Source organism: Vreelandella malpeensis (assembly GCF_020622355.1).
In the GTDB taxonomy this organism is placed as follows: domain Bacteria; phylum Pseudomonadota; class Gammaproteobacteria; order Pseudomonadales; family Halomonadaceae; genus Vreelandella; species Vreelandella malpeensis.
This window is the reverse complement of sequence record NZ_WHVL01000001.1, coordinates 88962-113444: the sequence shown is the minus strand read 5'-3', so window position 1 is coordinate 113444 and position 24483 is coordinate 88962. Positions and strand designations below refer to the sequence as shown.

Sequence of the window (24483 nt, the reverse complement as noted above, 5' to 3'; positions counted from 1 at the left end):
ACTTGGCCCCGGCCAGCCTGCGGGAGGCGCCGCGTTGCGGTATACTCGGCGCCCACCCCAACCGCCGCCCGCTGGAGCTTCTCGATGTATCAGTTCGCCCGTTCGCTGCTGTTTCGCCTGGACCCGGAAACCTCTCACGGCCTGACGCTTCGCGCGCTGGACAGCCTGCACCGCGCGGGCGGGGTGGAAAGGCTATTTGGTCCGGCGGTGAGCGACCCGGTCACGCTGATGGGGCTGCGTTTTCCCAACAAGGTGGGCCTGGCCGCCGGGCTCGACAAAAGTGCCGATCACCTGGACGCCCTCGGCGCGCTCGGCTTCGGCTTCGTCGAGGTCGGCACGGTCACGCCCAAGGCTCAGCCTGGCAACGACAAGCCGCGCCTTTTCAGGCTTCTGAAACACGGCGCGATCATCAACCGCTTCGGCTTCAACAATCAGGGCGTGGCGCACCTGGTGGCGCGCGTGCGCGCCCGCCACTACGCTGGCATCGTGGGGGTCAACATCGGAAAGAACCTGACCACCCCGGTGGAGAAGGCACTCGATGACTACCTCGTGTGCCTCGACGCGGTACACGGTGTGGCCGACTACGTGGCCGTCAACGTCTCCTCGCCCAATACGCCGGGGCTTCGAACGCTGCAGTTTGGCGAGCAGCTCGACGCGCTGCTCGGGCCGATTCGCGAACGTGCCAACCTGCTCGACGCCGAGTCCGGCCGCCGCGTACCGCTTTTGATCAAGATCGCTCCGGACATGACCCGGGAGGAGATCACGCTGGTGGCACAGAACATCACCAAGAACGGCTTCGATGGGGTGATCGCCACCAACACGACGGTGGCGCGGGACGCGGTGACGGGGCACGCGCACGCCGACGAGGTCGGCGGGCTTTCAGGACGCCCGGTGTTCGAACCCTCCAACGAGGTGATTCGGGCGCTGCGCGAAGCGCTTCCCACCCTGCCGATCATCGGCGTGGGCGGCATCGATAGCCCCGCTAAGGCAAAGGCCAAGCTCGAGGCCGGGGCGGATGTGATCCAGCTCTACTCGGGACTTATCTACGAAGGCCCGGCGCTGGTAGGGCGCTGCGCGAAAGCGCTGGCGCAAGGATAGGGGCATGCAATAAAAACATGAAACAATGGTGTGAAATAAGAGCGTGAAATAAGAGTGTGGAATAAGGACGTAGAACAGAGGTGAGGAGCAAGGGTGTGAAACAGAGCCACGAAAAAGCCCGCGCTGGTTCAGGCGGGCTCAGTCGGTTTCAAGCTTTGAAGGGCGAGGGTCAGGTCATGACCATCGGGTTCTTGTGGATACCAGAGACGCCCGTCATGCCGTCCCACTGGTCGCCGCGACCTTCACGCCAACCGCTCATCCAGTATTCGCGTAAATTGATGTCTTGACTGGGGCAATCGTCCCGGGAGCGACCCGTGACACCCGCTTTGTAGCCGTGAACGTAGGCACGCTGGAAGCGATCACGCTTTTGTCGTTTCATTGGCTGACCTCTCTTATGTAAAGCCTTTGGTATGAAACGGCTGGCCGGGAAAAGTATAGGGACCGGCTGCCATTTCGGAGCTTACTTCAAGAGCGGGTACTGCCTTGAACCACCGCCTGGCACTCACGTGCGAAACGGCCCAGGGCAAACCCGACAAGCCATGGGTCGATCGGTCGTTGCAGGTCGAGCCTGCCGGCCAAAAGACCAACCCTGACATGAGACGCATGCGCCAACAGTAGCTACTCTCTTATTGATAGCCCATCATGGGGTCGGTTGTCGACCCCCTAATTGTCATCGAACGTAAACACATTTGCCATCTATAGGAATCTCGCGCTGCCACGCGCGGCTACATCTATGACCGAGTCAAGCCAATCCGCTTCGCTGGCGTTTCAAGCGACCTGCCCGAAGGGCATCGAAAGTCTTCTGATGGAGGAGCTTGCGAGCCTGGGCGCCACCGATTGCAAGGCCACGGTGGCCGGCGTCTACTTCAAGGGCGACCTGGCCTGCGCTTACCGGGCGTGTCTGTGGTCGCGCCTGGCAAACCGCGTCATTTTGATCATCGCGCGCGAGACGCTGGTGTCGAGTGCCAAGGAGCTGTACGCCGCCGCGATGAAGGTCGACTGGCCCGCCCACGTTAGCGCGAATAAGACGCTGGCGGTGGATTTCCACGGACGCAGCGACGAGATTCGCCACACCCGCTTCGGCGCGCAGACGGTCAAGGACGCGGTGGTCGACGCGCTGGCCCTCGCCGGGGTCGAGCGCCCCAACGTCGATACCAAGGCGCCGGATCTGCGCCTCTACGCTCACCTGCACCGAGCGAATTTGACGCTGGGCGTCGATCTTTCCGGTGACAGCCTGCACCGGCGCGGCTATCGCCGCGAGGTGGGCCACGCCCCGCTCAAGGAGAACCTGGCCGCCGCACTCTTGATCCGCGCCGGCTGGCCAGAGCGGGCCAAGGCCGGCGAAACGCTGATCGACCCGCTGTGCGGCTCCGGCACGCTGCTGATCGAAGCCGCGCTGATCGCCGCCGACCAGGCGCCGAACCTGCACCGCGAGCGCTTCGGCTTCGAAGGCTGGGCGGGGCACGCGCGCACCACGTGGCTCGAGCTCGTGCGCGAGGCCCAGGCGCGCGCCTCCATCGGGCGCAAGCGCTGCAAAAACGTGCTTTACGGGTTCGATCAGAGCCCGGCGGCGCTCTCGGCGGCCAAGGCCAACGCCATGCGCGCCGGCGTGCCGGCGCTGATCACCTTCACCGGTCAGAGCCTCAGCCAGCTGAGCCGCCCGGAAGGGTTGGCCGAGCGCGGCCTCTTGATCACCAACCCGCCCTACGGCGAGCGCCTGGGTGAGCTGCCCGAGCTCGTCGGCCTCTACGCCACTCTGGGCGAGAAGGCCAAGACGCTGTTTCCAGGATGGACGCTGGCGCTGTTCACCGGCAACCCGGACCTCGGCCACCGTCTGGGGCTTCGTGCCCACAAGCAGTACGCGCTGAAAAACGGCGCCCTGGACGCCAAGCTGCTGCTGATGGAGATCGCTGCGCAAGGGCCGGCGGGCGAGGAGCGCGTGAAGCAAGAGGAGCGCGGCCAGGAGCAGGAGAGCGGCGCGCGAGTGGTCTCCGAGAACGCCCGGATGTTCGCCAACCGGCTGGTCAAGAACCAGAAACGGCTGAAAAAGTGGCTCAAGCAGAGCGGGGAGGGCTGCTATCGGCTGTATGATGCCGACATGCCGGAGTTTGCCCTTGCCATCGACCGCTACGGCGACAAGGTGCACGTGCAGGAGTACGCCGCGCCTAAATCGGTCAACGCCGCCCAGGCCCAGAAACGCCTGTTCGATGCGCTGGAAGTACTGCCAGAGACGCTCGGCGTGCGCGCTGGCGATATCTACGTCAAGCGCCGCGAGCGCCAGGCCGGCCATGCCCAGTACCAGAAGCGCGATGCCAGCAACGAACGCTTCGAGGTGCGTGAGAGCAGCGCACGGCTATGGGTGAACCTGCGCGACTACCTGGATACGGGGCTGTTTCTCGATCACCGCCCGGTGCGGCGCATGCTGGGTGAAATGGCCAGCGGCAAGCGCTTTCTGAATCTATTCTGCTACACCGCGACCGCCACGGTGCAGGCGGCCCTGGGCGGGGCGAGCGACAGCGTCAGCGTCGACATGTCCAACACTTACCTCGAGTGGGCCAAGGACAACTTCGCCCTGAACGCGCTGGACATGCGCCGCCACAGGCTCGTACGCGAGGACTGCTTTCGCTGGCTGGAAGGCGCCGACACCGAGTTCGACCTGATCTTCATGGATCCGCCCACCTTCTCCAACTCCAAGAAGATGCGCGACACCCTGGATGTGCAGCGCGACCACCCCAGGCTGATAGAACTCGCCATGGCGCGGCTCGCCCCCGGCGGCACCTTGGTGTTCTCCAACAACCAGCGTCGCTTCACGCTGGACGAATCGCTGCGCGCGCGCTTCGCGGTCGAGGAGATCACCGACAAGACCTTTGACCCGGACTTCCAGCGGCGCACCAACTTGCACCACGTGTTCGTGCTGCGTCACCGCGACTAGCCGGGCGCACGCCTCTAGCGGGGCGCCGGTCGAGCATCACCTCGATCCGGCGACCCGTTTGCTCGATTAGTTCATCACTTCGGCAAGCGGCACCCATACGTGCTCGAAACCGATCGACAGCGCGACCGCGGCCAGCAGCAGGGCCATGATCTGGTTGAATGCCTTGATCAGTCGCGGTCGATGAATGCGCTGGCCGATCAGGCTGCCCATCAGCACATAGCTGCCCGGGGCGCCGGCGGCGAGTAGCGCGAGCCCCGCAGACCAGACCACCAGGCTTGCGCCCTCGATACCCGCCGCTGGAAATTGCAGTGTGACAATGGGCAGCACTGCCACCGGTGTCTTGGGGTTCAGAAGCTGCATCGCCACGCCGTCACGAAAGCCGAGCACGCGCACGGGCGCGTTCGCGGTGTCGAGTCGTGCGCTGGCGCGGGCGATCTTCCAGGCGAGATAAAGAATATAGCCACAGCCCACCGCACTCAGTATGACCAGTGCTTGCCCGCCGATCCACGCCGCACCGGCAAAGCCCAGCACCAGCAGGTAGATCAGCATGGCGCAGCCCACACCCAGGCAGAACCCTATGGCGCGGCGGCCTTGGCCGTTGATGCCCACGTTCAGGCCGAGCAGGTTCACGGGGCCGGGCGTGTACATGATGCCCACCCCGAACAGGATGATTCCCAGCATGATGAAGTCTCGTGGCAGTCGGTGGGTTAGCGTACTGGGCGCGAAAGGTTCAGCGGGCAATGTCGCGCCGGTACTGGCTCGGCGTCACGGCGTAGATGCGCTTGAAGCGGCGGTTGAAATGGCTCGTGTCGGCGAAGCCGAAGCGTAGCGCCACCTCACTGGCGGTCGCCCCCTGGCTCAGTGCTCGGCGGGCGGCGTTGATGCGGCAGTTGATCACGTATTGATGGGGAGTGATGCCATAGTGGCGGCGAAACAGGCGCACGAAGTGGTACTTGGAGAGATGCGCGGCCTGGCTGATCTCGTCCAGGGAGATATCCTGCTCCAGGTGAGCGTGAATGTAGGCTTTCGCCCGCTGCAAGAGGGTATCCGGGCGCCGGATCCCCGGCTCGTCCTGGTAGCGGCCGCCGAGCTGGGCAGTACGTGCCACCACCCGATAGAGCGCGTTCTCCTGGTCGATGCAGCTGCCGGTCTCCAGGCTCACCAGCCGCGCAAGCTCCAGAATGGCGCCGCGAAGCTCGGTGTCTTGAATCAGGGTGCCCGGGGGACGAAAACCCGAGGTGTTTTCCCGACCTAGGGCCTCGGCCAGCAGCGGATCCACCTGAGCGGTGGGCACGTACAGCATCGAATAACCCAGGGTGTGCTCGCCACCGGGCTGACCGTCGTGTACCTCTTCTGGATTGAAGCGAATCACGTGCCCCGGCGGGCTCTTGTGATACTGCCCCCCGCTGAAGAAATCCTGCCGCCCGGCCAGCGTCACGCCAAAGGCGTACTCCTCATGAGCGTGACGGTCGTAGCAGAAGTCGTCGATCGCCGCGTTCAGCACGGTCAGCCCGGGAACGTGCTGACTTTGAATGAATTGAAATCGGGTGGCGTTACGCATACCGCACTCCTGGTTCGTCACATCGAAAGTCTACGCCAGCGCCCCGGGGCAGGCTTGTACATAATTGCTCGATGCGTGTCGCTTGTGCGCGAAGGCCAGGCTAGGCATTATCGACGCCGCGCAATGAACGCCAACACGAAGAGGCTTTGCATGGGTAAGCTTTTGTCACTGATTCTGGTACTGGCGCTGGGCTATGCCGGCGTCTACGTCTATTACGGCCATGCCGTGGAGCAGGAAGCACAGCGGGCGCTCGACGAGCGCGGGCTCTCCGCCGTGAACGTCGAAAGCGTCGATTACGGGCTCTGGGCGCCGGTGAGCTCCTCGACCGAGATCACGCTGAACGTGACCTACCGTGGCGCCCAGGCGGCGCTGGATCTGGGGGTAGAAGGGCATCCACTCTTCTCCGACGAGGTAGCGATCCGCCTCGACGGGCTGCAGGCGCTGCGCCTTGGGCTCGATTTCTGACAGGACGTTCTGATGCACTACCGCCCCATGACGATCAACGACTACGCCGCCGCTGTATCGCTCTGGCAACGAACGCCGGGCGTGCGCTTGCGCGATGCGGACTCGTTCGAGGGCATCATGCGCTACCTTGCGCGCAACCCGGGCTTGAGTATCGTTGCCGAAAAAGGCAGTGACATCATCGGGACGATCATGGCGGGTCACGACGGCCACCGGGGCTTCCTCCAGCACCTGGCGGTGGCCGAGCCCTATCGAAAACAGGGCATCGGCACCGCGCTGGTCAACCGTTGCCTGGACGCCCTGCGCGCGGAAAGCATCGACAAGGCGCACCTGATGCTGTTGGTGGACAACGACGCCGGCAAACGCTTCTGGACGAACCTGGGCTGGGAGTTTCGCACCGATATCGCGCTGCACTCGTTCGTATTGAGCGCGAACCCCTCCGCCTGAATTCTCATTTCAACGGCTTGCAAGGGACACGATGGCAACCAACGACCCGCCTTGGGCACAGCAACTGACGCTTCTGCTCGACCGGGCTTGGCAGTGCCTGGCCGACGGCGCTCACACGCGCGACGCCGCGGCGCGCTACCCGACCCTGGCCACGATAAGCGATGCCGGCCGCCCCCAGGCACGCACCGTGGTGCTGCGTGAGGCCAACCGAGCCCGCGGCCAGCTCGCCGTCTACTCCGACGTTCACGCTGGCAAGGTGAGGGAGCTGCGTGCCCACCCCCGGGCATCGCTGCACGTCTGGGACGCTGCGCAGCGCCTGCAGCTTCGCATCGCCGCCACCGCCACCGTGACGACCGGTGACGACGTCCAGGCACGCTGGCAGCCGTTGCCCGACCACGGCCGCGCCGCCTACGGGCACCAGCCGACCTCCGGCACATCCATCCCCGACGCCCTGGCTTATACGACGACCGCCTCTCGGGAGGCCTTCGCGGTGTTGGCGTTTCGTATCGAGAGCCTCGAGGCGCTGCACCTGGGCGAGCATCACCGTCGCGCGCTGTTCGAGCGCGGCGATGATTGGGCCGGGCAGTGGGTGGTGCCGTGACGACCTCCTTGCCACCGCGCGGTTCATCTCAGGCAGCGCTGCCCCCGGCTGGCTCTGACGCTCCGCGTTTCAGCGCCCCCGCCGGCGAGATCATCGGCTGGCATGATCGCGGCGCCCTTCGCGCCACTGGCCTGTGCTACGCCACCGCCCGGCGCTTCTGCCCGCCGGTGGATACACCGCCTTCACGGGTTCCCGTTCACGCCACCACCTGGTCGCCGGCGGCGCCGCAGAATATCGAGCCCGAGCTCAACGCCGCCCTGGGCGTGGCGGTGGAGGAGTTTCACGTCTGCGAAGAGGCGCTGCATCTGTCGATCACCCTGCCGGAGCATCCGGCGGATACGCCGCGCCCGGTGATGGTGTGGATTCACGGCGGCTCCTACGTGTTCGGCACGGCGGATCTGCCCGTGTTCGATACCCGCCCGCTGGCGCTCGAAGGCGATGTCATCGTGGTGGGCGTGAACTACCGGCTGGGGCTGCTGGGCTTTCTCGGTGGGGAGGGGCGCCCGGCGAATCTCGGGCTGCTCGACTTGATCTCGGCGCTGCGCTGGATTCATACCAACATCGCCGCCTTCGGCGGCGATCCCGGCAACGTGACGCTGTTCGGCCACTCCGCCGGGGGCGACGCGGCGGCGCACCTGATGATCGCCGAGGGCGCCGAAGGGCTTTTCCAGCGCGCCATCATCCAGAGCGCGCCGCTCGGCATTCGCCGGGGCCGGGCGAAGATGAATGCCCGAATGGCGGCCGTGGCCGCCGAGGTGACAGAAGACACCCCGCTCGACGAGGTGCTGCGAATACAGACCCGGGTGATCGAGGCCGCCCAAGGGTTCGGTCTGAAATCCGCCATGCCGTTTGCACCCCAGTACGGCCACTACCCGTTACCCCGGGAGCAACACGCTCCCGCCGCCTGGCGCCGTGCGGCGGCGGCTATCGACGTGCTGATCGGCACCACTTTCGAGGAAACCGCACTGTTTCTGGTGCTGTCGCCAGCGCTTTCGCGCCTGCGCCGAGCGCCTTGGCTGGGCCAGCCATTGACCGGTGCGCTGGTGGCCGCCACCACGCGCAAGATCTACCGGCGTGACGCCGCTGACTTCGCTCGCCGCCACGCCAAATCGGATGGTCGTGCCTTCGTCTATCGGTTCGATTGGAACCAGGGCCGCGGGCCTTATGGTGCCGCCCATACGCTGGAGCTTCCGCTGCTGCTCGGTGAGCCGCAAAGCTGGCGGGACGCGGATATCGTCAAGGGCGTAGAGGAAAGCGAGCTTCACGAATGCGGCCAGCGGCTGCGTAAACTCTGGGCGGATTTCGCGCGCAGCGGACACCTGGCGCAGAAGGGGCGAATTGAAAAGGTCATCCAGTGGTGGCGGGCGAATGAGTGATCGGCAGACAATTCCTCCCGATGAAAAAACGCCGCGTTTCCATCCTTAGGCGGTGAAGGAAAAGCGGCGACTCGAAACTGTCCGGCTCTAGAAGTACTAGGAGAAGTACTAGGAGAAGTACTAGGGCGGCGGACGGGCTCACACCTCGGGCTTGCCGGAATCCGCCCGAGAGGCATCGTAATCCTGGGTGTCATCGGCATCGGAGCCAGGCTCACCAGCGGTTTCTGCCTCGAAACGGCGCGCCGCCTGAATCGCCTCGGGCTCCTGGTCGTGGCGCGAGACTTCCTTTGGCGCGTCCATGTCCGTCACGTCCAGCACCCGCCAGCCCGATACGATGATGGCGTCACCCCGGTCTTCACTGATCGGCTCCACCTTTGCTACACGAGTCATGCTCTTGCCTGCTTGAACGGTGCGTGGGTCTTTCACTATGGCAGAGCATTGGGTGTTTCGCCTGCTCATCATTGCCTCTTCCAAGGCCAAGAAGTTTGGAAGAACGGGACAGGTAGCATTGCCAGCATCCCCTGAAAACGGCCAGCAACAATCACATCGCTGTCACAGCCTCATGCAACATATCAACGAAGCGTGCCAAGGCCGGCGTCCAGCCTGTGGGGGCGTGGGTAACGAAATAAGTGTCGATATGGGCGATGGAGGCGGGCAGGGCCAACGTGTGAATACCGAAGCGATGTTGATGCGCCTCGACCGTGGCGCGGGGCAGGACCGTGTAACCCATACCGGCGGCGACGCAGCCGAGCATCGCATCAAGAGAGCCGAATTCGAAGATCCTGGCCGCATTCACTCCATGAGAAGCCAGCAGTAGCTCGATGCGTTGGCGGTAGCTACAGCCTTGGCGAAACGCCATGAAGGCGGATGTCATCAGCGTTTGCGAAGTGGGCATTGTCGTCATGGGCGTCGCCCCCACCAGTACCAGCTGCTCGCTGAATGCGTTGAGCGCCTGATAACGGCCATGCTCGACCCCACCGGCAACGAAGACGCCGTCGACCTGCCCATCCATCATCAGCTCCATCAGCTCGGCGGTGGGCCCGGTCTTGAGCTGGATATCGACCTCGGGATGCGCTGCGTGATACGCCGCCAGCAGGGGTGGCAGGCGCAGGGCGGTGGTGGTTTCCATCGCGCCTATCCGCAGCCGCCCGGCGGCGTTGTCGCGGCCCTGAAACTGCGCGAGCGCTTCATCGTGAACGCTCAGCATGCGCTGTGCGTAATCGACCAGCGCCACTCCGGCGCTGGTGGGGCGAACCCTCCCAATACGATGAAAAAGCGCCACTCCGAGCTCGTCTTCCAGCTTCTTGATGTGGGTGGTTACGTTGGACTGTACCGTGTGGCACCGCTGTGCCGCTGCCACGAAGCTGCCGGTCTCGATCACGGCCATGAACAGGTTCAATGACTTCAACTGCATTGTCGATTCCCCCAAGGCGTTCCGCCGGTATCGGTCATATCTCTAAATGAGATATTAACTATCAGAAAGAATCGTTTCTATAGAACCAGCGTTGACGTTTAGTCTTTTGGTCAGTGGGCATCTTAAGGCCACGTACGTACAGGAAAAGGATACGACTTCATGGCACGCCAACACATGGAAGGAGAGCTTCCCATCTTGCTGACCGGCATCATGGCGACGCTGGCGGGCATCGGGATTGCGCGCTTTGCTTATACGCCACTGCTGCCTGCGATTATCGAGCATGAATGGTTCACCGTAAATCAAGGTGCTTATCTCGGCGCTGCCAATCTGCTTGGTTACTTCCTGGGCGCACTGGCGGCGCACTGGCTGAGCGAACGCTTTGCGCCACGCCGTGTGGTCGGCGCAAGCTTCCTGTGTATCGCCTTGAGCTTTTTGCTGTGTGCGTGGCCGGGCACCTTTGCGTGGTTTTTCGTCTGGCGGCTGGTGTCCGGTATCGCTGGTGCCGTCTTGATGGTGGTTGGGCCGTCGTTGGCACTGGCGGCCACGCCCACCGAGCGCCGCGCCCACGTGGGGGCCATGGTGTTCACCGGCATTGGTCTGGGCGCGCTGCTTTCGTCGTTCATCGTGCCCTGGTTGCTAGCGTTCAGCTTGACGGTCACTTGGGTAGCGCTGGGGCTGCTCTGCGCGGCGGCGGGCATGCTGTGTATTGCCGGAGTGAGGCGCCTATCCAGTGCGCCCGCTGCGAGGTCCGCAAGTCGCGAAGATCACTCGGCGCCCGGTATTGGCCTGGCGGTGTGGCTGATCATGGGCGCCTACGCGCTGGATGCCGTGGGGTTCGTGCCTCATACCCTGTTCTGGGTGGATTACCTGGCGCGTGAAAATGCTCTGGGTAGCGAGGCAGCCGCGCTGCAGTGGGGCATCTTCGGCTTCGGCGCGTTGTGTGGGCCGTTCATGATCAAGGAGCTGGCGCATCGCGTTGGCTGGCATTCCGGGTTGATCGTGGCCTTCGTCGCCAAGGCCGGCGCCGTTGCGCTGCCGGTCTTCTCGCTGGCACTCGTGAGCCAGTCGGCTTCCTCTTTTCTGGTGGGGGCAATGATTCCCGGCATCGTCGCGCTCACATCAGGCCGTCTGGCAACACTCGTCGGGCCCGCCGCCCACAAGAAGTACTGGGGGCAGGCTACGGCTGCATTCGCCGCTGCTCAGGCTCTGGCGGGCTACGCCATGTCGGCGCTTTACGCGCCGCTGGGCACTTATGGGCCGCTGTTCACCATCAGCAGTGCCATGCTCATCGCAGGCGTGGTGCTGGTGCTTCTCAGCCGCGGTGCCGAGCGGCGTTCATCCTTTCATGCGGCCCAGTCAAGGAGATCATGATGGAGCTTTACCTGAACACCACCTCACCCTATGCGCGCGTTGCATGCATCCTGCTCATGGAAAAGGGCTTGATAAGCAAGGTGACGCTCAAGTGGTGCGACCCCTGGGCAGACGATGCCGAGCTCTTGAAGGTCAACCCCGCTGGGCGTGTACCGGCGTTGGTGACGAACGAGGGCATCACGCTCAGCGAATCGACGTTGCTGGCCGTTTACCTTGATGGTGCCTTCCCGAAAACCCCGATGCTGCCTGACAACCAGCGGGCGCAGGTGCTGCACTTGGCGGGGCTGGGGCAGAATTTGATGGAGGCCGCGTTCAATATCGTGATCGCCAGAAAACACGACGGCCACAAAGCCAATGAGAGCATGCTGGGCCAGCGGCGCTGGCGAGCCCTTCATCGGTTATTGCCGCAGCTCGAAAGCGAACTTGGCGACACGTCGCCTGCCGTATCCCTCCATCTTGGCGAGATCACGACCGCCGTGGCGCTGGCGTATCTCGACTTCAGGCTTCCAGAAGCGGTTTGGCAACGTGCCTGTCCTAAGCTCGGGGCTTGGCATGCAGGCATCGAGGCACGCGCAAGCTTTCAGCAGACGGCCTTCGTCTAGCGATTAGGCGGCGCGCAACCTCCTCGGTCGCCAAGGCCGCCCGCACTGAGTATCATCATTCGCTCATTTACTACAGAAGCCCTGAATCATGTCTTGCCCGCCATGCCCCCGCTGTCAGTCGGAATTCGTCTATCAGGACCAGCGCCTGTTCATCTGTCCCGAGTGCGCCCACGAGTGGGACCCCGATGAGCTCGCCGCCGAAGAAGCCGTGAACGTGCTGGATGCCCACGGCACACCGCTGGCCGAAGGCGACAAGGTCACGCTGATCAAGGACCTCAAGGTCAAAGGCAGTTCTCTGGTGCTCAAGATCGGCACCCGGGCCGTCATCAAGCGGCTCAAGGAGGGGAAGGATCACCAGCTGGACTGCAAGGTAGACGGCGCCGGCGACATGATGGTGACGGCCCAGTTCGTGAAGAAAGCCTGACGCGGCCTGTCCGTGCCCGTTCTCGTACGATGCCGGGTCAGTCGCTATCGGGTTCCTTCTCTTCCGCCTCGATCTGCCCGCGCCCCTGAAGCCAGTGCATCACGCCCCAGCAGAGCGCCGCCCAGCTGGCGCCGGCGGTCCAACCGGCCAGCATGTCGGTGGGCCAGTGAACGCCGAGATAAACGCGGCTGATACCCACGAGCAGGGTCAGCAGTATCGCCAGGATCAGCAAATAGGCTTTCAGACGCAGTGCGGGCTGGATGCGGATGAGCAGTGCGGCGAGCGTGAGATAAGTGACGGCGGACATCATGGAGTGGCCGCTGGGAAAGCTCGCGGTGTAGACCATGGCTTCGTGGGGCACGAGATCCGGCCGGGGGCGATCGAAGCCCAGCTTCATCACGGTGCTGAGCAGGATGCCGCCGGGCACCGCCACCAGGGCAAACAGGGCCGCGCGAAAATGCCTGGCGAGCAACAGATACCCCAGCGCTCCCAGCGTGATGAGTACCAGCACGCCGACTCCGCCCAGCGCCGTGAAGTCCCGGCCCATCTCCTCGACCCAGCCCGGGCCGATGGGGTCGTTGAGATCGGCGGGGTTGCGAAGGGCGAGCAGCAGGCGCTCGTCGAAACTCTGGGTATCGCCTTCGATGACCTCTCCGGCGAGCGCGACGAAGCCCCAGATGCCGCCGGAAATGATCGCCAGGCACAGCAGCAGGGCGAGCTCGTGGCGGCCCAGGCGCGTCAGCTGGGCAAAGGCCTTGCTTCCCATGCGGCCCACTTTCTTGTAGTGCTTCATTGGCAAGTCCCTCGCGTTGATTGAAACGATTCTAGTAGGGCATGCCTCAGCCTCAAGGAAATCCACCCTTCGTATTTCAACGAGCCATGTGACTCAAGCCCTCATTACTTCCCTGATTACCGCCTCGTTCAGAATTCCGCGCTTGGCTTCCACCACGGTCAGCCACTCCCGCGCGCGGGTGATGCCGGTGTAGACCAGCTCCCGCGTCAGAATCGGGTTGATAGTGGCGGGTAGCAGCAGAGCGGTGTGCACGAACTCGGAGCCCTGGGATTTGTGCACGGTCATGGCGAATACGGTTTCCACTGCGTGCAGGCGTGAAGGCAGCACCCAGCGGATAGGCTTTTGCGGGTCGCTGGTGGGAAAGGCGACGCGCAGAAGCGTCTGGTTTGGGACTCGCGGGTCGGGTACGGCGAGCGTGATGCCGATATCGCCGTTCATCAGCTTCAGCGCGTAGTCGTTCTGGGTGACCAGCACCGGGCGGCCCTCATACCAGCCTTTTTCCAGCGTGACGTCGTTGGCCACAAGCCACCCTTCACGGCGAAGCGTATGGGCGATGCGCGGGTTGAGGCCCTCCACGCCCAAGGGGCCCTTGCGCAGTGCGCAGAGTAGCTGAAAGCGGCTGTAGGCGGCGAGCACCTCGCCCGCCCAGGCATCGAACGCCTGGGGGTGGGTCTCGAACGCTTCGCCCTGGGGGCGCCGGGTTTGCAGCACGCTCAAGTAGTGGCGGTAGCCGGCGGGTGGGGCGATGGGGGCGCCTTTGTGGTCGGTGCGGCCTTCGCCGCCGTCGACGAAGCCGTCAGGGCTGCCGTCGATCACCAGGGCATCCAGCGCGGCATCCTCCTGGCCGCCGAGTACGCGGTGCTGCACGTCCGGGTAGCCGTGACGCAGTACCTGGTTCACCGCCTGCTGTTTATCCCGTTCGCTCAAGGCGTGGCCGGGCTGGTTGATCGCCCGGGCGAGCTGGCCGATACCGCTTTGCTCGTCGAAGCGGTGGCTCACCCGCAGCATGGTGATCGCCTGATCCAGCGGCTCGCCGTGCTCGTCGATGAATTCGTCCGGTATCGGCTGGCCGGTGGCGGTTTCGAGCCAGGCGGCGGTGGTCTTGGTGTAGTGGGCGGCCTCGGCGCGGCGGCATAAATCGCCGAGCACCGCGCCGGCCTCGACCGAGGCGAGCTGGTCCTTATCGCCCAGTAGCACCAGCTGCGCGTGGGCGGGCAAGGCGCCGAGCACGGCGGTCATCATCTCGATATCCACCATCGAGGCTTCGTCGATCACCAGCACGTCGAGTGCGAGCAAGTGGTGCGGGCCGTGGCGGAAGTGGCGGGTATCCGGGCGGGCGCCGAGCAAGCGGTGCAGCGTGGTCACTTCTACGGGAATGGCGCCGTCGAGCGTACTGCCTCCGGGCAATAGCGCCTCGAGCGCGGCGCTGGGCAGGCCGTTGACCTGCCCGGCAATGGATTCGTTGAGCCGGGCGGCGGCCTTGCCGGTAGGGGCGGCCAGACGAATGCGCAGCGGCGCCTCGGGGGCGCCTGCCAGCCTTAGCGTTTGCAGAAGCGCCAGCAGGCGCACCACCGTGGTGGTCTTGCCGGTGCCGGGGCCGCCGGTGATCACGGCGAAGCGGCTGCGGGCGGCGAGGGCGCAGGCGGTCTTCTGCCAGTCGAGTGCGGCTGCGGCGGGAAAGAGCACGTCGAGCGCCGGGGCGAGAAGCGCCTGCGCCGTGGGCGCCTCGCCGTCTTCGAGCCGCGCGGCGATCTCTTGCTGCAGGGTGCGCTCGAACTGCCAGTAGCGGCGCAGGTAGAGGCGGGTGGCGTTGGCCACCAGCGGCGTGGTGCCTGGGCCGTTGCTTACCAGCAGCGGGTGATCGAGAGCGGCCTGCCACTCGGCAAGCGTGAGGGTTTCGAGCAGGGCGCTTGGCAGCAAAGGCGGCTCGATCAGGTCGTCGCCTTCCGGCGGCAGCGACAGCGCGAAATCCGGCGCGGCCAGGGTGGCCGCAAGCTCCAGGCACACGTGCCCTCGGCCGAGCTGGTGGCTGGCAAGGGCGGCTGCCAGCAGCAGAAGCGCCGGGGCATCTGGCGCCTCGGTCAGTAGAAAGCGCGCCAGCGCGCGGTCCAGGTCGCGCAGCCAGCCGCGCGCCACCCAGCGCTCAAGCAGATCGAGCAGGGCCTGGGACTCAAAAAGCGCCGGGTGGGGCGCAGCGGGCTCGTCAACCGGCATCGCCTCAAAAAGATCGAGGGTTTGACTATCCTCGCGCTTGCGGCTCATGCGGTGGCCTCCAGGCGTTGGCCGGTGAACAGCGCGTCCAGCGCCTCGATCAGCGCGACCGGGGCGGGCTCGACGTGAACGCCGCGGCCTTCGCTCCGACTGCCGCGCAGGAACACGGTGAGCGAGCCGCCCAGGTGGCGGTGCGGATCGTAGTCCGCCAGCCGCGCTTTCAGAAGGCGGTGCAGGGCGAGCAGGTAAAGTGCTGCCTGCAGGTCGTAGCGCTTTTCGAGCAGCGCCTGGCGCAATGCTTCTGGCTCGTAGGCCGCGTCCGTCGGGCCCAGATAGTTGGATTTCCAGTCGAGCACGTAAAAGCGCTGATCGAATTCGAAGGCCAGGTCGATGAACCCCTTGAGCATGCCGTTGAGCGTGTCGCGGTCCAGCGCCGGGCGGGCGTGACCGGATAGAAGATGACGGCTGACCAGCGCGTCGATCTGACGGGTGTCGACTGCTTTCGCGGCGAGCCAGAATTCGAGCTCTACCTGGTAGTCGGCCAGCGCATTCAGCGCCACGCTGCGCCCCGCGCCGAGCGGCAGGGGCGTGACCAGCAGCGCCTTCAGCCAGCCGGAGAGCGGCGATTGCCACACCTGCCAGCCGCGAAGCTGCACCCGGCGCCACAGCATGTCCTCGAAAGCCTCGTCATCGTCCAGCGCGGCCTGGAAGCCGGTGCGGCCCGCCCACTCGAGCAGCCCGTGCAGAAAGGTGCCCGGCCCCGGCCCGCGGGGGAACTTGTGCAGGTGAAATGCCAGGGGCTCGGCCAGGTCGCGGGGCTCGTCGAGCACCTCAAACGCGGTCGCTTCCTGGGCGGTGGCGGGCTCCAGCGGCGTGCTCGAAGGGGCGGTGAGCGTGCCGGAAAGCCGCAGCGCCGAGTAGCTGGCGATCCACCAGTGCTCCCGGGCCGGGCGTGCGGGGGCGCGGGCGTGGCCCAGCGTCTCGCACCCCTGGGTCGAGGCGAGGCGCTGAGCGGTGGGTTCTGGCGGCGGCGTCACGAGGATCTCGCTGCCTCGGGCGAGCTTCTCCAGCGCGGATTCAAGTGCTGCCGGGGCGATGGCCTTGCCCGCGTTCAGCAGATAGCCCACGGCGCTCTGCTCGCCCTCCTTGAGCGGGGCCAGGCCCAGCCAGGTGGCGTGGCGGGCGCGGGTGAGCGCCACGTAGAGCTTGCGCAGGTCTTCGCCCAGGCGCTCGCGCTCGGCGATGGCCAGCGTCTGCTCGTCCGCATCCAGGCTCAGCTGCAGGCGCCCCTCGTCGTCGTGCCAGCGCAGCGGAACGTCGGTGGCCTTCATCGGGCGGTGATTGTGGATGAAGGGCAGAAACACCAGCGGGTACTCGAGTCCCTTGGACTTGTGGATGGTGACTACCTTGACCAGATCCGCATCGCTCTCCAGGCGCAGCTTGTGGCTGTCGTTCTGACTCTCCGGGTCCGCCATCGCCTCGAGCAGAAAGCGAATCAGGGCGTGCTCGCCGTCGAGCTCCTGGCTTGCCTGCTGGAGAAGCTCGCCCAAGTGGAGAAGATCGGTCAGCAAGCGCTCACCCTCTTCGAACTCGGCCAGCAGCCGCGCGGGAATCGCGAAGTCGACCATCAGCCGGCGCACTAGCGGCAGCACCCCCTGGCGCTGCCACAGCCGGTGGTAGTGGCCGAACTGCACCACCCGCGCCTCCCAGGCCAGCTCGTCTTGCTGCAAGTGGTCGAGCTCGGCAAGGGTCAGGCCCAGCGCCGGGGTGGCAAGCGCCGCGCGCAGGTGCGCCTCCGCCTGGCGGGAGCTTGCCAGGGGCTCGGCGCAGGCCTGCAGCCAACGGGCGATCTGGGCGGCCATGGGCGAGGCGAACACCTTGTCGTTGTCCGAGAGATAGACGCTCTTCACCCCGCGCATCGCCAGCGCCTGGCGGATCGCTCGCGCCTCGGTCATGCCGTTGACCAGCACCGCCATGTCGGAAGGCTTCAGCGGGGCGAGTCCTTGCTCGCTTTCGAAGCCGGTCTTGCCCTGGCGGCCCGCTGCCAGCAGCTCGGTCATGTAGGAGGCGCAGCGCTCGGCCATCTCGGTTTGATAGGCGGTCTTGGAAAGCGGCTCGTCGCTGGCGAGCGGCCAGAGCGTCATCGCGGCAAGCGGCGCGCCTTCATGCACCAGGCGCTCCTTGCGCCCGCGCGCCTCTACCGGCAGAAACGGCAGCGGGTTGTCGCCGTGCTCGTCGCGAAACAGAAAGGCGCCGCGCGGGTGCGCATCGGCGTGGCAAAAACAGTGGTTGACCGCCTCGACCATGGCGCGACTCGAGCGAAAGTTGGTCGAGAGCGTGACGTGGCGCCCGGCGGTATCGGTGCGGGCCTGCAGGTAGGTGAAGATGTCCGCGCCGCGAAAGGCGTAGATCGCCTGCTTGGGGTCGCCGATCAGGAACACGGCGCTGTCACGGCTGGGCGCGGCCACCTGATAGACCGCATCGAAAATGCGGTACTGCACCGGGTCGGTGTCCTGGAACTCGTCGATCAGCGCCACCGGGAACTGGCGACGGATCTGGGCGGCCAGCGTCTCGCGGTTGGGGCCACGAAGCGCACGGTCCAGGTACGTGAGAAGCTCCGTGGGACCCATTTCGGCGCGGCGCTGCTGCTCGCGCTCCAGGCGCACCTTGCTCCACTGCACGGCGTGAACGAGCAGGTCGTTGCGCGGATCAGGCAGCGCCTCGAGGGCGGGCCTGAGCGCTTCGAGTGCCTGCCACGCCTCGGGGCAAGGCGGCGCGCCCTCCTTCCAGATCTCGGCCATGCCGTCTGGCGTCATGCGCTTCCAGGCGGCCTCGGTGAGGAGCGGGCGCTCCTGGTCGGTCGTGGCCCACTCGCCCAGAGCACCCAGCCAGTTGGCGCGGCTCTTGGCGTTGAAGCTCTGGGCCTTGAACGCCTTGGCCTTTGCCGCCGTCTCGAGCGCCTCTTCGAGCGTGGCCAACCACGCGGGCCAGGGAGCTTTCAGCGCCATCAGCGCCTGACCTTTTCGGGCCTCGGCAGCGGTCAGGATCTCCTCCGGCGCCGGGCGCGGCTCGCCCAGCGCCTCGGCGTCCGCCAGCAGCCGGACCAGTTCGTCGTGCAGCGCCTGGGGCGAGGTCCAGCAGCGGGTGATGTGGCCCAGCACGTCCACGCCCAGCGGGTAGTAGAAGGTGCGCCAGTAGTCGCGCACCACTTCCTGGGTCAGCTCGCGCTGGTCGTTCTCCAGGTTCAGCGAGAAGAGACTGCCGCTGTCGAAGGCGTGCTCGCGCAGCATGCGGTAGCACCAGCTGTGAATGGTCGACACCGCCGCTTCGTCCATCCACTCGGCGGCCAGCGCCAGGCGCCGGGCGCAGGCGGGCCAGGCGGCGGCGTCGTACTGGGCGCGAAGCGCGCACAGCAGGTCGTCATCGAGAGCGCCGCGAAACACTGCCGCCGCTTCCACCAGCCGCGCGCGAATGCGCTCGCGAAGCTCCTGGGTCGCGGCATTGGTGAAGGTGACCACCAGGATCTCCGGCGGGGTCAGCGGGCGCGGGTGAGCAGTGTCGTCGTCCGGGCTTCGCGCGCCCAGCACCAGGCGCACGTACAAAAGCGCGATGGTGAAGGTCTTGCCGGTGCCCGCGCTCGCTTCGATCAACCGACTGCCGTGAAGCGGCAGATGCAGGGGGTCGAGCGGGGCGGGTAAGCTCATGAGTGCTCCGAAAACGGTGAAAAAGGGTAGAAAGGGCGGGCACTTGGCACTATATCGCGATGGTCTGGCAGGCGCAAAACGGGCGCGGCCAGGCGGCGGGCTGTGAGCGGCGCCCTTCACCTGCTAATCTTGTCGGCCAGCCCACGCCAGGATGGCCTGGAAACGCTGCTGCGGCACCCAGTATTTGCTGACGATGAGACACCATGCTGACATCGCTTCTCGATAACGATTTTTACAAGATCACCATGCAGAACGCCGTGATCAAGCGCTTTCCCTACGCCCACGCCCACTACGCGTTCATTAATCGCGGCGAGCACCGTTTTCCCGAAGGATTCGGCGTGGCGCTGCGCCAGGAAGTCGACAAGATGGCCTCGCTGACGCTCAGCGAGGAAGAGAAGCGCTATCTGGAAACCACCTGCCCGTATCTGGATCCTACCTACCTCGATTTCCTGGCCGGGTTTCGCTACGACCCCTCGGAAGTGATCATCGAGCAGCAGGGCAGCGAGGTCTCCGTGATCATCGAGGGCCCTTGGTATCGCACCATCTTGTGGGAAGTGCCGCTGATGTCGCTGATCAGCGAGCTGTGGTATCGCCTGCGCGGCGAACGCGTGGCCAGCGAGACCGATGCTCTGATCGAGCAGCGCACCAAGGAGAAGATCGAGCACTACCGCCAGTTGGGGCTCAAGATCGCCGAGTTCGGCACCCGGCGCCGCTTCTCCTTCGCGGTACACGACCGTGTGGTAGGGGCGCTGCGCCACTACGGCGGCGAAGCCTTCACCGGCACCAGCAACGTCTATCTCGCCATGCGCCACGGCGTGAAACCGATCGGCACCCACGCCCACGAGTGGTTCATGTTCCACGGCGCCCGCTTCGGCTTCAAGATGGCCAACAGCCTGGCACTCGAACATTGGGTGGACGTCTATCGCGGCGATCTTGGCATCGCGCTGACCGATACCTTCACCTCGCGAGCGTTCTTCGAGAGCTTCGACAAGAAGTTCGCCAAGCTCTTCGACGGCGTGCGCCACGACAGCGGTGACCCGGTGGAGTTCGCCAAGGCGACCATCGAGCACTACAAGCGCCTGGGGGTGAACCCGCAGACCAAGTCGATCATCTTTTCCGATGCGCTCACCCCGGAGAAGGTCGAGCGCATCCAGGCGTTCTGCGAGGGGCGCATCGGCACTGCCTTCGGCATCGGCACCAACTTCACCAACGACGTTGGCCTCGAGCCGATGAACATGGTGATCAAGATGGTCAAGGCGCGCCCGGAAGGCCAGGGGTGGCTGCCGGTCATCAAGCTCTCGGACGTACCGGACAAGCACACCGGCGACCCGGAGATGATCGCGCTCGCCCAGCGGATTCTGGCGCTGACTCATTGGCCGGCGGAGTAGACGCCGCCGTGCTGCATCAAGTGGCTCGTACTATACCCGATCAGAGCTTCTTCACGGCCTTGAACAGCGGCGCATAGAGACTCTCCACCAGTTCCGCGAAACCTTCGCCCTGGGGCGTGCGGGCGTGGAAGAGGTTCGCAAAGCGTGGCCACTGGTGGGCGAGGTAGGCGCTCTTGGTGACGTCGCCGGCGATGAAACGGCCGCCTTCGTAGGCGGCTTCGGCGGCGGCGTAGGCGCTGCCGGTCTCATCGCTTTGGGGCGTGCCTTGCTTGTTGAGCCACTCGAATCCGGCACCGGGGGAGAGCGGCAGCGGCGCTTGCTGGCCGCGCTGCCAGGCTTCCAGCTGGTTGATCAGGTGCGCCTGGGCCACGTCTGCCGCCAGCGGGGCGAGGCTTACGTGGCCCGCCTTGGAGATCAGCTGGGTGGTCAAAGGGGCGTGCAGGTTGCCCGCCAGGTGTGCCACCCAGTGGCGCAGCAGGTGGTACCACTGGTACTTGCTCTGGCGGATCAGGCTGGTGCTGAGCAGCAGCACCCGGCAGCGCTCGCCCGCCTCGTTCTCGCGAAGCTCGCCCAGCCAATCCTCGAGCATCGGCCCGTGGGGGGCGGCGAGGGTCACGGGCTGGGGGGCGTCAACGTTCACCGGCCACTGTGCGAGCGCGTCTGCATACTTTTCGAACAGGGCGTCCATCGGCTCGGCGAGGGCGTTTTTCATGCGCTCGCCGAAAGCGCCGATGGCGAGCACGCCCTGGCCTTGGAAGCGCGATAGCGCGGCATCGAGGGCGTCGATGCGGGGCTCGCCGCTATCGACCGCACGCCGCTGGGCGGCAATCAACTGATCCTGAAGCTGCCAGTTCTGAAGGCCATCCAGGGCGAAGGGTTCGGCGTCGAGCTCGGCGATGGCCTCCTGCTCGAAATACACTCCCAGCCGGGTATTGAAGAAGCTCTTGACCGGCTCGCGCAGGAAGTTGCCAAGCTGCGCGAGGCCCAGCGTGGCCGGTTCGTCCTCGGCAAGCGGGGGGAGCGAGGCCGTATCACGCGCGTTTGGTGCGGCATGTACCTCGCGCCATTCGTGGGCGTAGGTGAAGAGCTTGCCGGTCTGGCCGAAATAGCGCTGGCTGAAGGGTTGCAGCGGGTGCTCCGTGGTCAGCCGTGCGAGAAGGTCGCCGCCTTCGCGCTGCCAGCCGGCTTCCAGGTGTTCGCGCAGCTGGCCGACCAGCACTGAAGGTGGCAGCGGGGCGTTGTCGATCTGGCTTCTGCCCACCCAGCTGACGTACAGCTGGTCGCGGGCGGAGAGCAGCGCCTCCAGGTACAGGTAGCGGTCGTCCTCGCGGCGCGAGCGGTCGCCGGGCCGGTAGTCGCCGCCCATCAGGTCGAAGTCAAGCGGTGGCTGGGAGCGCGGGTAGTCGCCATCGTTCATGCCCAGCAGGCAGACGCGCTTGAAGGGAATCGCACGCATCGGCATGAGGGTGGCGAAGTTGACCGCACCGGCCAGAAAGCGCTGGGAGAGCGAGTGCTCGTCGATCTGGGACAGCCAGTGCTCGCGCACCAGCGACAGCGGCAGCGCGTCGGCAAGAGCGGCTTCCTGGGCGCTCTCGAGCATCTGCTGCAGGGCGCTTTCGAGCTTGGTGAGCATGACGCTCTCGGCGGCGTCATCGGTGAGAAAGAAGGTTTCCAAAAGCTCGCGCAGCCGCGCCACCCAGGTGGCGGCATCCGTTGGCTGGCAGAAGCACTCCCAAGTGGCTTCGAGCTTCTCCAACAGCGTGGCCAGGGGGCCAGCCAGGCGCGCCTCCAGCCCGCCGATGTCATCGAAAGGCTCGATCTCCTGCCAGGCACCGGCCTCGCCCACGCTATAGCCCAGCAGCAGCCGGCGCAGGCCGAAGGCCCAAGTGTTCTGGGCCAGGCCCCCGGGCAGTTCCAGGTTCTGCCGGGCGCGGGCGTTGAGACCCCAGCGAATGCCGGCGCCTTCCATCCAGCGGGCGAGAGTGGGCAGGTCGCGCTCTTCGAGATTGAAGCGTTGGCGCAGCGCCGGCACGTCGAGCAGATCCAGCACGTCGCTGGTGTAAAGCCGCAGCTCCGGCAGGCGCAACAGCTTTTCCAGCGCGATCATCAAGGGCAGCCGATGGCGGCTCGCCTGATCTGACAGCGTGTACGGAATGAAGCGCGGGTCATCCTGATTGAGCTGGCCGAACACCGCCTCGATGTGCGGCGCGTAGCGGTCGATGTCCGGCACCATGACGATGATGTCGCGCGGGCGAAGGCTCGGATCACTGCTGAAGGCGGCCAGAAGCTGATCGTGAAGGATCTCGACTTCGCGCTGGGGGCCATGGGCGATGTGGAAGACGATCGAATCGTCGTCATCGCTCGGCGTTGGCCAGTGCTCGCGGGTTTCATTTACCGGGCGCAGTTCGCGGATGTCGTCCTGGAGCTGGCTCAAGAGCGTGCCGCTACCTTGGGAGAAGGGCTCGAACATGTCGATGCGCAAGGCGCGCTGCTCGAACAGGGATTGGTAGTCGCCGGTGTCGTCGTGCTCGTCGATCAGGCGCAAGTAGTCGCGGCCCTGTTTGCCCCAGGCGGCGAGCAGCGGCTGGGCGTGCAGGTGCAGCGCACCGTCCGCGTCACCGGTACCCAGCACGTCAAGCGCCTCCGGCATGCCTGCCTTGCGGCGCTGACGGTAGCGGCTGGCGCGCAATAGGTCCTTGTGCTCGATGATGTCCGCCCAGAAGTACTGGCAGGGGTTGTGCACGCACAGCACGATCTGGCAGCAGCGCGAAAGTGCGGCCAGTGCTTCGAGCGTCTGCTGCGGCAGCGACGAGATACCGAAGATGATCAGGCGCCGGGGCACCTTGGGGGGGCAGGCTTGGCCTTCGAGATGCTCGGTGGCCTCCAGAAAACGCTGGTGGACGCTCGCCCGGCTACTCATCAGCCCGCCGGGGCCTTGGGTGCTGGCCACGTCGTCGCGCAGGCGGCGCCACAGGGCGGGCTGCCAGCGCTGGTGCTCTTCAAGCGCGCGCTGCTCGCCCCGCGCGCCGATCAAAACGTCGTTGCCGCTTGCCCAGGCCTCGAGCCAGTCCGCCCGGTAGACCTGGTACTGATCGAACAGATCCGCCAGCCGCTCGGCGAGCTGGTAGTGCTTGCGCTGGTCGCGATCGAGCGCCAGAAAGCGTGCCAGCGGCGCGAAGACCGGGTCCTTCACCAGCGTGGGCAGAAGGCGCAGCAGGCGCCACACCAGGCGCGACTTGTCGAAGGGCGAGGTTTCCGGCACCGGGTCCTGGCCTTGGCTCACATGGGAAAGCACGGTGCGGTAGGCCTGCCAGAGAAAGCGCGCGGGCAGCGTGACGTCGAGCGCTGCCGCGATGCCCGCGCCGCCGTTGTCCGGGTTCTCGGCCAGGGCAAGCTTCAGCCACTGGCCGATGCCGTTGCTCTGCACCAGGATCGTCTCGTTCTCGAGCGGGCCCAGCGGATGCAGGCGCATCCACTCCACCGCCACGGCGCGCAGATCCTCCAGCCGGTTGGCGTGGATCACCATGAAACCCGGGGTGAGCGGCGGTGCTGAAAGGCTCATGAGAACGATTCCGTGAGTGGCAAGTGCAGCAAAGGCCTCGCCGTAGAGGCCTTCGAGATAGAGGCGCCGGGCGCTGCGCCCTTAGTAGGAGAGTGTGACGTTGCCAATGCCCAGCAGGCCGAGAAAGGCCATGCCCACAAACAGCGCAAGATAGAGAAGCAGCAGCACGCCGACGATGGTGAAGTGGGTCTTGACCTTGGTGAGGGCAAAGCGCAGCTCGCGCTCGTCGCCGCTCTGGTAGGCGCGGTTGAAGCCGCCGGCGGCCTGCATCAACACCACCCCTGCCCAGATGGGCACCCAGGCCACCAGCAGGCCGATGATGGTAAGCGCCGTCAGCACGCCGGTGAGAATCAGCATCACGCCGATCAACTGCATCCAGAGCTTGGCGCGGTACAGGGGCTCGGCCACGCTGCGTAGAAGTTCGTGTTTCTCCTGGGGGTCCATTGCTCCTCCTTGACATCGACCGCTGGGTTCAAGGGCTCGATCTTAATCACTTTTAGCGCTTTTGTCTCGTCGCGCCCTTGCAGCCGGGCCGGC

20 protein-coding genes are annotated in these 24483 nt (G+C 65.5%); 10 read left to right on the top strand and 10 right to left on the bottom strand.

The genetic code is table 11. The features are described from left to right. Positions 1-84: 84 nt before the first annotated feature. On the top strand, positions 85-1098 hold the full coding sequence (locus tag GEV37_RS00535; RefSeq protein ID WP_227388220.1) for a quinone-dependent dihydroorotate dehydrogenase: 1014 nt from the start codon (positions 85-87) through the stop codon (positions 1096-1098). Positions 1099-1267: 169 nt separating this feature from the next. On the opposite strand, the gene rmf is transcribed toward GEV37_RS00535, so the two are convergent. Further along, complete coding sequence (gene rmf, locus GEV37_RS00530) at positions 1268-1477, bottom strand: ribosome modulation factor (protein ID WP_227388219.1); 210 nt, start codon at positions 1475-1477, stop codon at positions 1268-1270. 354 nt (positions 1478-1831) lie between these two features. Here rmf and rlmKL point away from each other — a divergent pair, with 354 nt between their 5' ends. Then, the gene (gene rlmKL / locus GEV37_RS00525; RefSeq protein ID WP_227388218.1) at positions 1832-4030 is read left to right on the top strand and encodes a bifunctional 23S rRNA (guanine(2069)-N(7))-methyltransferase RlmK/23S rRNA (guanine(2445)-N(2))-methyltransferase RlmL; all 2199 of its coding nucleotides are present in this window, start codon (positions 1832-1834) and stop codon (positions 4028-4030) included. A gap of 66 nt (positions 4031-4096) precedes the next feature. On the opposite strand, the gene GEV37_RS00520 is transcribed toward rlmKL, so the two are convergent. Both GEV37_RS00520 and GEV37_RS00515 read right to left on the bottom strand, forming a co-directional pair. Further along, a complete protein-coding gene (locus tag GEV37_RS00520) occupies positions 4097-4711 on the bottom strand; it encodes a LysE family translocator (protein ID WP_227388217.1) in 615 nt (204 codons plus the stop codon). Positions 4712-4760: 49 nt separating this feature from the next. Next, positions 4761-5591, bottom strand: coding sequence for an AraC family transcriptional regulator (locus tag GEV37_RS00515; protein ID WP_227388216.1), 831 nt, complete (start codon positions 5589-5591; stop codon positions 4761-4763). Between the two features lie 150 nt (positions 5592-5741). On the opposite strand from GEV37_RS00515, the gene GEV37_RS00510 reads away from it, so the two are divergent. The 4 genes from GEV37_RS00510 to GEV37_RS00495 are packed head-to-tail and all read left to right on the top strand — an operon-like array spanning position 5742 to position 8477. Next, positions 5742-6056 (top strand): hypothetical protein, encoded by a 315-nt coding sequence (locus GEV37_RS00510; protein WP_227388215.1) that lies wholly within the window; start codon positions 5742-5744, stop codon positions 6054-6056. 12 nt (positions 6057-6068) lie between these two features. After that, positions 6069-6500 carry a GNAT family N-acetyltransferase gene (locus GEV37_RS00505; protein ID WP_227388214.1) on the top strand — a complete coding sequence of 144 codons (432 nt, stop codon included), beginning with the start codon at positions 6069-6071 and terminating at the stop codon, positions 6498-6500. Positions 6501-6531: 31 nt separating this feature from the next. After that, positions 6532-7101: a pyridoxamine 5'-phosphate oxidase family protein gene (locus GEV37_RS00500; protein ID WP_227388213.1), complete on the top strand. Its 570-nt coding sequence runs from the start codon at positions 6532-6534 to the stop codon at positions 7099-7101. Continuing rightward, complete coding sequence (locus tag GEV37_RS00495; RefSeq protein ID WP_227388212.1) at positions 7098-8477, top strand: carboxylesterase family protein; 1380 nt, start codon at positions 7098-7100, stop codon at positions 8475-8477. Before GEV37_RS00500 ends, GEV37_RS00495 begins: the two co-directional genes overlap by 4 nt. Before the next feature lie 138 nt (positions 8478-8615). Here GEV37_RS00495 and GEV37_RS00490 read toward each other — a convergent pair whose 3' ends face one another. Both GEV37_RS00490 and GEV37_RS00485 read right to left on the bottom strand, forming a co-directional pair. Further along, entirely contained in the window at positions 8616-8867 is a 252-nt protein-coding gene (locus GEV37_RS00490) for a hypothetical protein (RefSeq protein ID WP_227388211.1), read from the bottom strand. A gap of 151 nt (positions 8868-9018) precedes the next feature. Then, positions 9019-9891, bottom strand: a complete 873-nt coding sequence (locus GEV37_RS00485) for a LysR substrate-binding domain-containing protein (protein WP_227388210.1) — start codon at positions 9889-9891, stop codon at positions 9019-9021. Between the two features lie 159 nt (positions 9892-10050). On the opposite strand from GEV37_RS00485, the gene GEV37_RS00480 reads away from it, so the two are divergent. The 3 genes from GEV37_RS00480 to GEV37_RS00470 all read left to right on the top strand — a co-directional run bounded on the left by GEV37_RS00480 (position 10051) and on the right by GEV37_RS00470 (position 12288). Beyond that, positions 10051-11262, top strand: a complete 1212-nt coding sequence (locus tag GEV37_RS00480) for a YbfB/YjiJ family MFS transporter (protein ID WP_227388209.1) — start codon at positions 10051-10053, stop codon at positions 11260-11262. Then, the gene (locus tag GEV37_RS00475; protein WP_227388208.1) at positions 11259-11864 is read left to right on the top strand and encodes a glutathione S-transferase family protein; all 606 of its coding nucleotides are present in this window, start codon (positions 11259-11261) and stop codon (positions 11862-11864) included. Before GEV37_RS00480 ends, GEV37_RS00475 begins: the two co-directional genes overlap by 4 nt. Before the next feature lie 88 nt (positions 11865-11952). Beyond that, positions 11953-12288, top strand: coding sequence for a zinc ribbon domain-containing protein YjdM (locus GEV37_RS00470; protein WP_227388207.1), 336 nt, complete (start codon positions 11953-11955; stop codon positions 12286-12288). A gap of 37 nt (positions 12289-12325) precedes the next feature. On the opposite strand, the gene GEV37_RS00465 is transcribed toward GEV37_RS00470, so the two are convergent. The 3 genes from GEV37_RS00465 to recB form a co-directional block, all read right to left on the bottom strand. Further along, positions 12326-13081 carry a phosphatase PAP2 family protein gene (locus GEV37_RS00465; protein WP_227388206.1) on the bottom strand — a complete coding sequence of 252 codons (756 nt, stop codon included), beginning with the start codon at positions 13079-13081 and terminating at the stop codon, positions 12326-12328. A gap of 93 nt (positions 13082-13174) precedes the next feature. After that, complete coding sequence (gene recD / locus GEV37_RS00460; RefSeq protein WP_227388205.1) at positions 13175-15343, bottom strand: exodeoxyribonuclease V subunit alpha; 2169 nt, start codon at positions 15341-15343, stop codon at positions 13175-13177. After that, the gene (recB, locus tag GEV37_RS00455; RefSeq protein WP_227388204.1) at positions 15340-18996 is read right to left on the bottom strand and encodes an exodeoxyribonuclease V subunit beta; all 3657 of its coding nucleotides are present in this window, start codon (positions 18994-18996) and stop codon (positions 15340-15342) included. Before recB ends, recD begins: the two co-directional genes overlap by 4 nt. A gap of 203 nt (positions 18997-19199) precedes the next feature. Between recB and pncB the strand changes: the two genes are divergently transcribed. Then, positions 19200-20384, top strand: a complete 1185-nt coding sequence (gene pncB / locus GEV37_RS00450; RefSeq protein WP_227388203.1) for a nicotinate phosphoribosyltransferase — start codon at positions 19200-19202, stop codon at positions 20382-20384. A 40-nt stretch (positions 20385-20424) separates the two neighbouring features. Here the strand turns inward: pncB and recC are convergent, their stop codons facing one another. Beyond that, the gene (gene recC / locus GEV37_RS00445; RefSeq protein WP_227388202.1) at positions 20425-23946 is read right to left on the bottom strand and encodes an exodeoxyribonuclease V subunit gamma; all 3522 of its coding nucleotides are present in this window, start codon (positions 23944-23946) and stop codon (positions 20425-20427) included. 81 nt (positions 23947-24027) lie between these two features. Beyond that, a complete protein-coding gene (locus GEV37_RS00440) occupies positions 24028-24390 on the bottom strand; it encodes a DUF5362 family protein (RefSeq protein ID WP_227388201.1) in 363 nt (120 codons plus the stop codon). Between the last annotated feature and the right edge of the window lie 93 nt (positions 24391-24483).

Bases quoted from the DNA above. Each gene is read 5' to 3' on its own strand.
- rlmKL (WP_227388218.1), top strand. From the start codon at position 1,832: ATGACCGAGTCAAGCCAATCCGCTTCGCTGGCGTTTCAAGCGACCTGC.
- recC (WP_227388202.1), bottom strand. From the start codon at position 23,946: ATGAGCCTTTCAGCACCGCCGCTCACCCCGGGTTTCATGGTGATCCAC.
- recD (WP_227388205.1), bottom strand. From the start codon at position 15,343: ATGAGCCGCAAGCGCGAGGATAGTCAAACCCTCGATCTTTTTGAGGCG.
- GEV37_RS00485 (WP_227388210.1), bottom strand. From the start codon at position 9,891: ATGCAGTTGAAGTCATTGAACCTGTTCATGGCCGTGATCGAGACCGGC.
- GEV37_RS00490 (WP_227388211.1), bottom strand. From the start codon at position 8,867: ATGACTCGTGTAGCAAAGGTGGAGCCGATCAGTGAAGACCGGGGTGAC.
- GEV37_RS00515 (WP_227388216.1), bottom strand. From the start codon at position 5,591: ATGCGTAACGCCACCCGATTTCAATTCATTCAAAGTCAGCACGTTCCC.
- GEV37_RS00475 (WP_227388208.1), top strand. From the start codon at position 11,259: ATGATGGAGCTTTACCTGAACACCACCTCACCCTATGCGCGCGTTGCA.
- GEV37_RS00510 (WP_227388215.1), top strand. From the start codon at position 5,742: ATGGGTAAGCTTTTGTCACTGATTCTGGTACTGGCGCTGGGCTATGCC.
- GEV37_RS00505 (WP_227388214.1), top strand. From the start codon at position 6,069: ATGCACTACCGCCCCATGACGATCAACGACTACGCCGCCGCTGTATCG.
- GEV37_RS00480 (WP_227388209.1), top strand. From the start codon at position 10,051: ATGGCACGCCAACACATGGAAGGAGAGCTTCCCATCTTGCTGACCGGC.
- recB (WP_227388204.1), bottom strand. From the start codon at position 18,996: ATGAGCTTACCCGCCCCGCTCGACCCCCTGCATCTGCCGCTTCACGGC.
- GEV37_RS00440 (WP_227388201.1), bottom strand. From the start codon at position 24,390: ATGGACCCCCAGGAGAAACACGAACTTCTACGCAGCGTGGCCGAGCCC.
- rmf (WP_227388219.1), bottom strand. From the start codon at position 1,477: ATGAAACGACAAAAGCGTGATCGCTTCCAGCGTGCCTACGTTCACGGC.
- GEV37_RS00520 (WP_227388217.1), bottom strand. From the start codon at position 4,711: ATGCTGGGAATCATCCTGTTCGGGGTGGGCATCATGTACACGCCCGGC.
- GEV37_RS00465 (WP_227388206.1), bottom strand. From the start codon at position 13,081: ATGAAGCACTACAAGAAAGTGGGCCGCATGGGAAGCAAGGCCTTTGCC.
- pncB (WP_227388203.1), top strand. From the start codon at position 19,200: ATGCTGACATCGCTTCTCGATAACGATTTTTACAAGATCACCATGCAG.
- GEV37_RS00500 (WP_227388213.1), top strand. From the start codon at position 6,532: ATGGCAACCAACGACCCGCCTTGGGCACAGCAACTGACGCTTCTGCTC.
- GEV37_RS00470 (WP_227388207.1), top strand. From the start codon at position 11,953: ATGTCTTGCCCGCCATGCCCCCGCTGTCAGTCGGAATTCGTCTATCAG.
- GEV37_RS00535 (WP_227388220.1), top strand. From the start codon at position 85: ATGTATCAGTTCGCCCGTTCGCTGCTGTTTCGCCTGGACCCGGAAACC.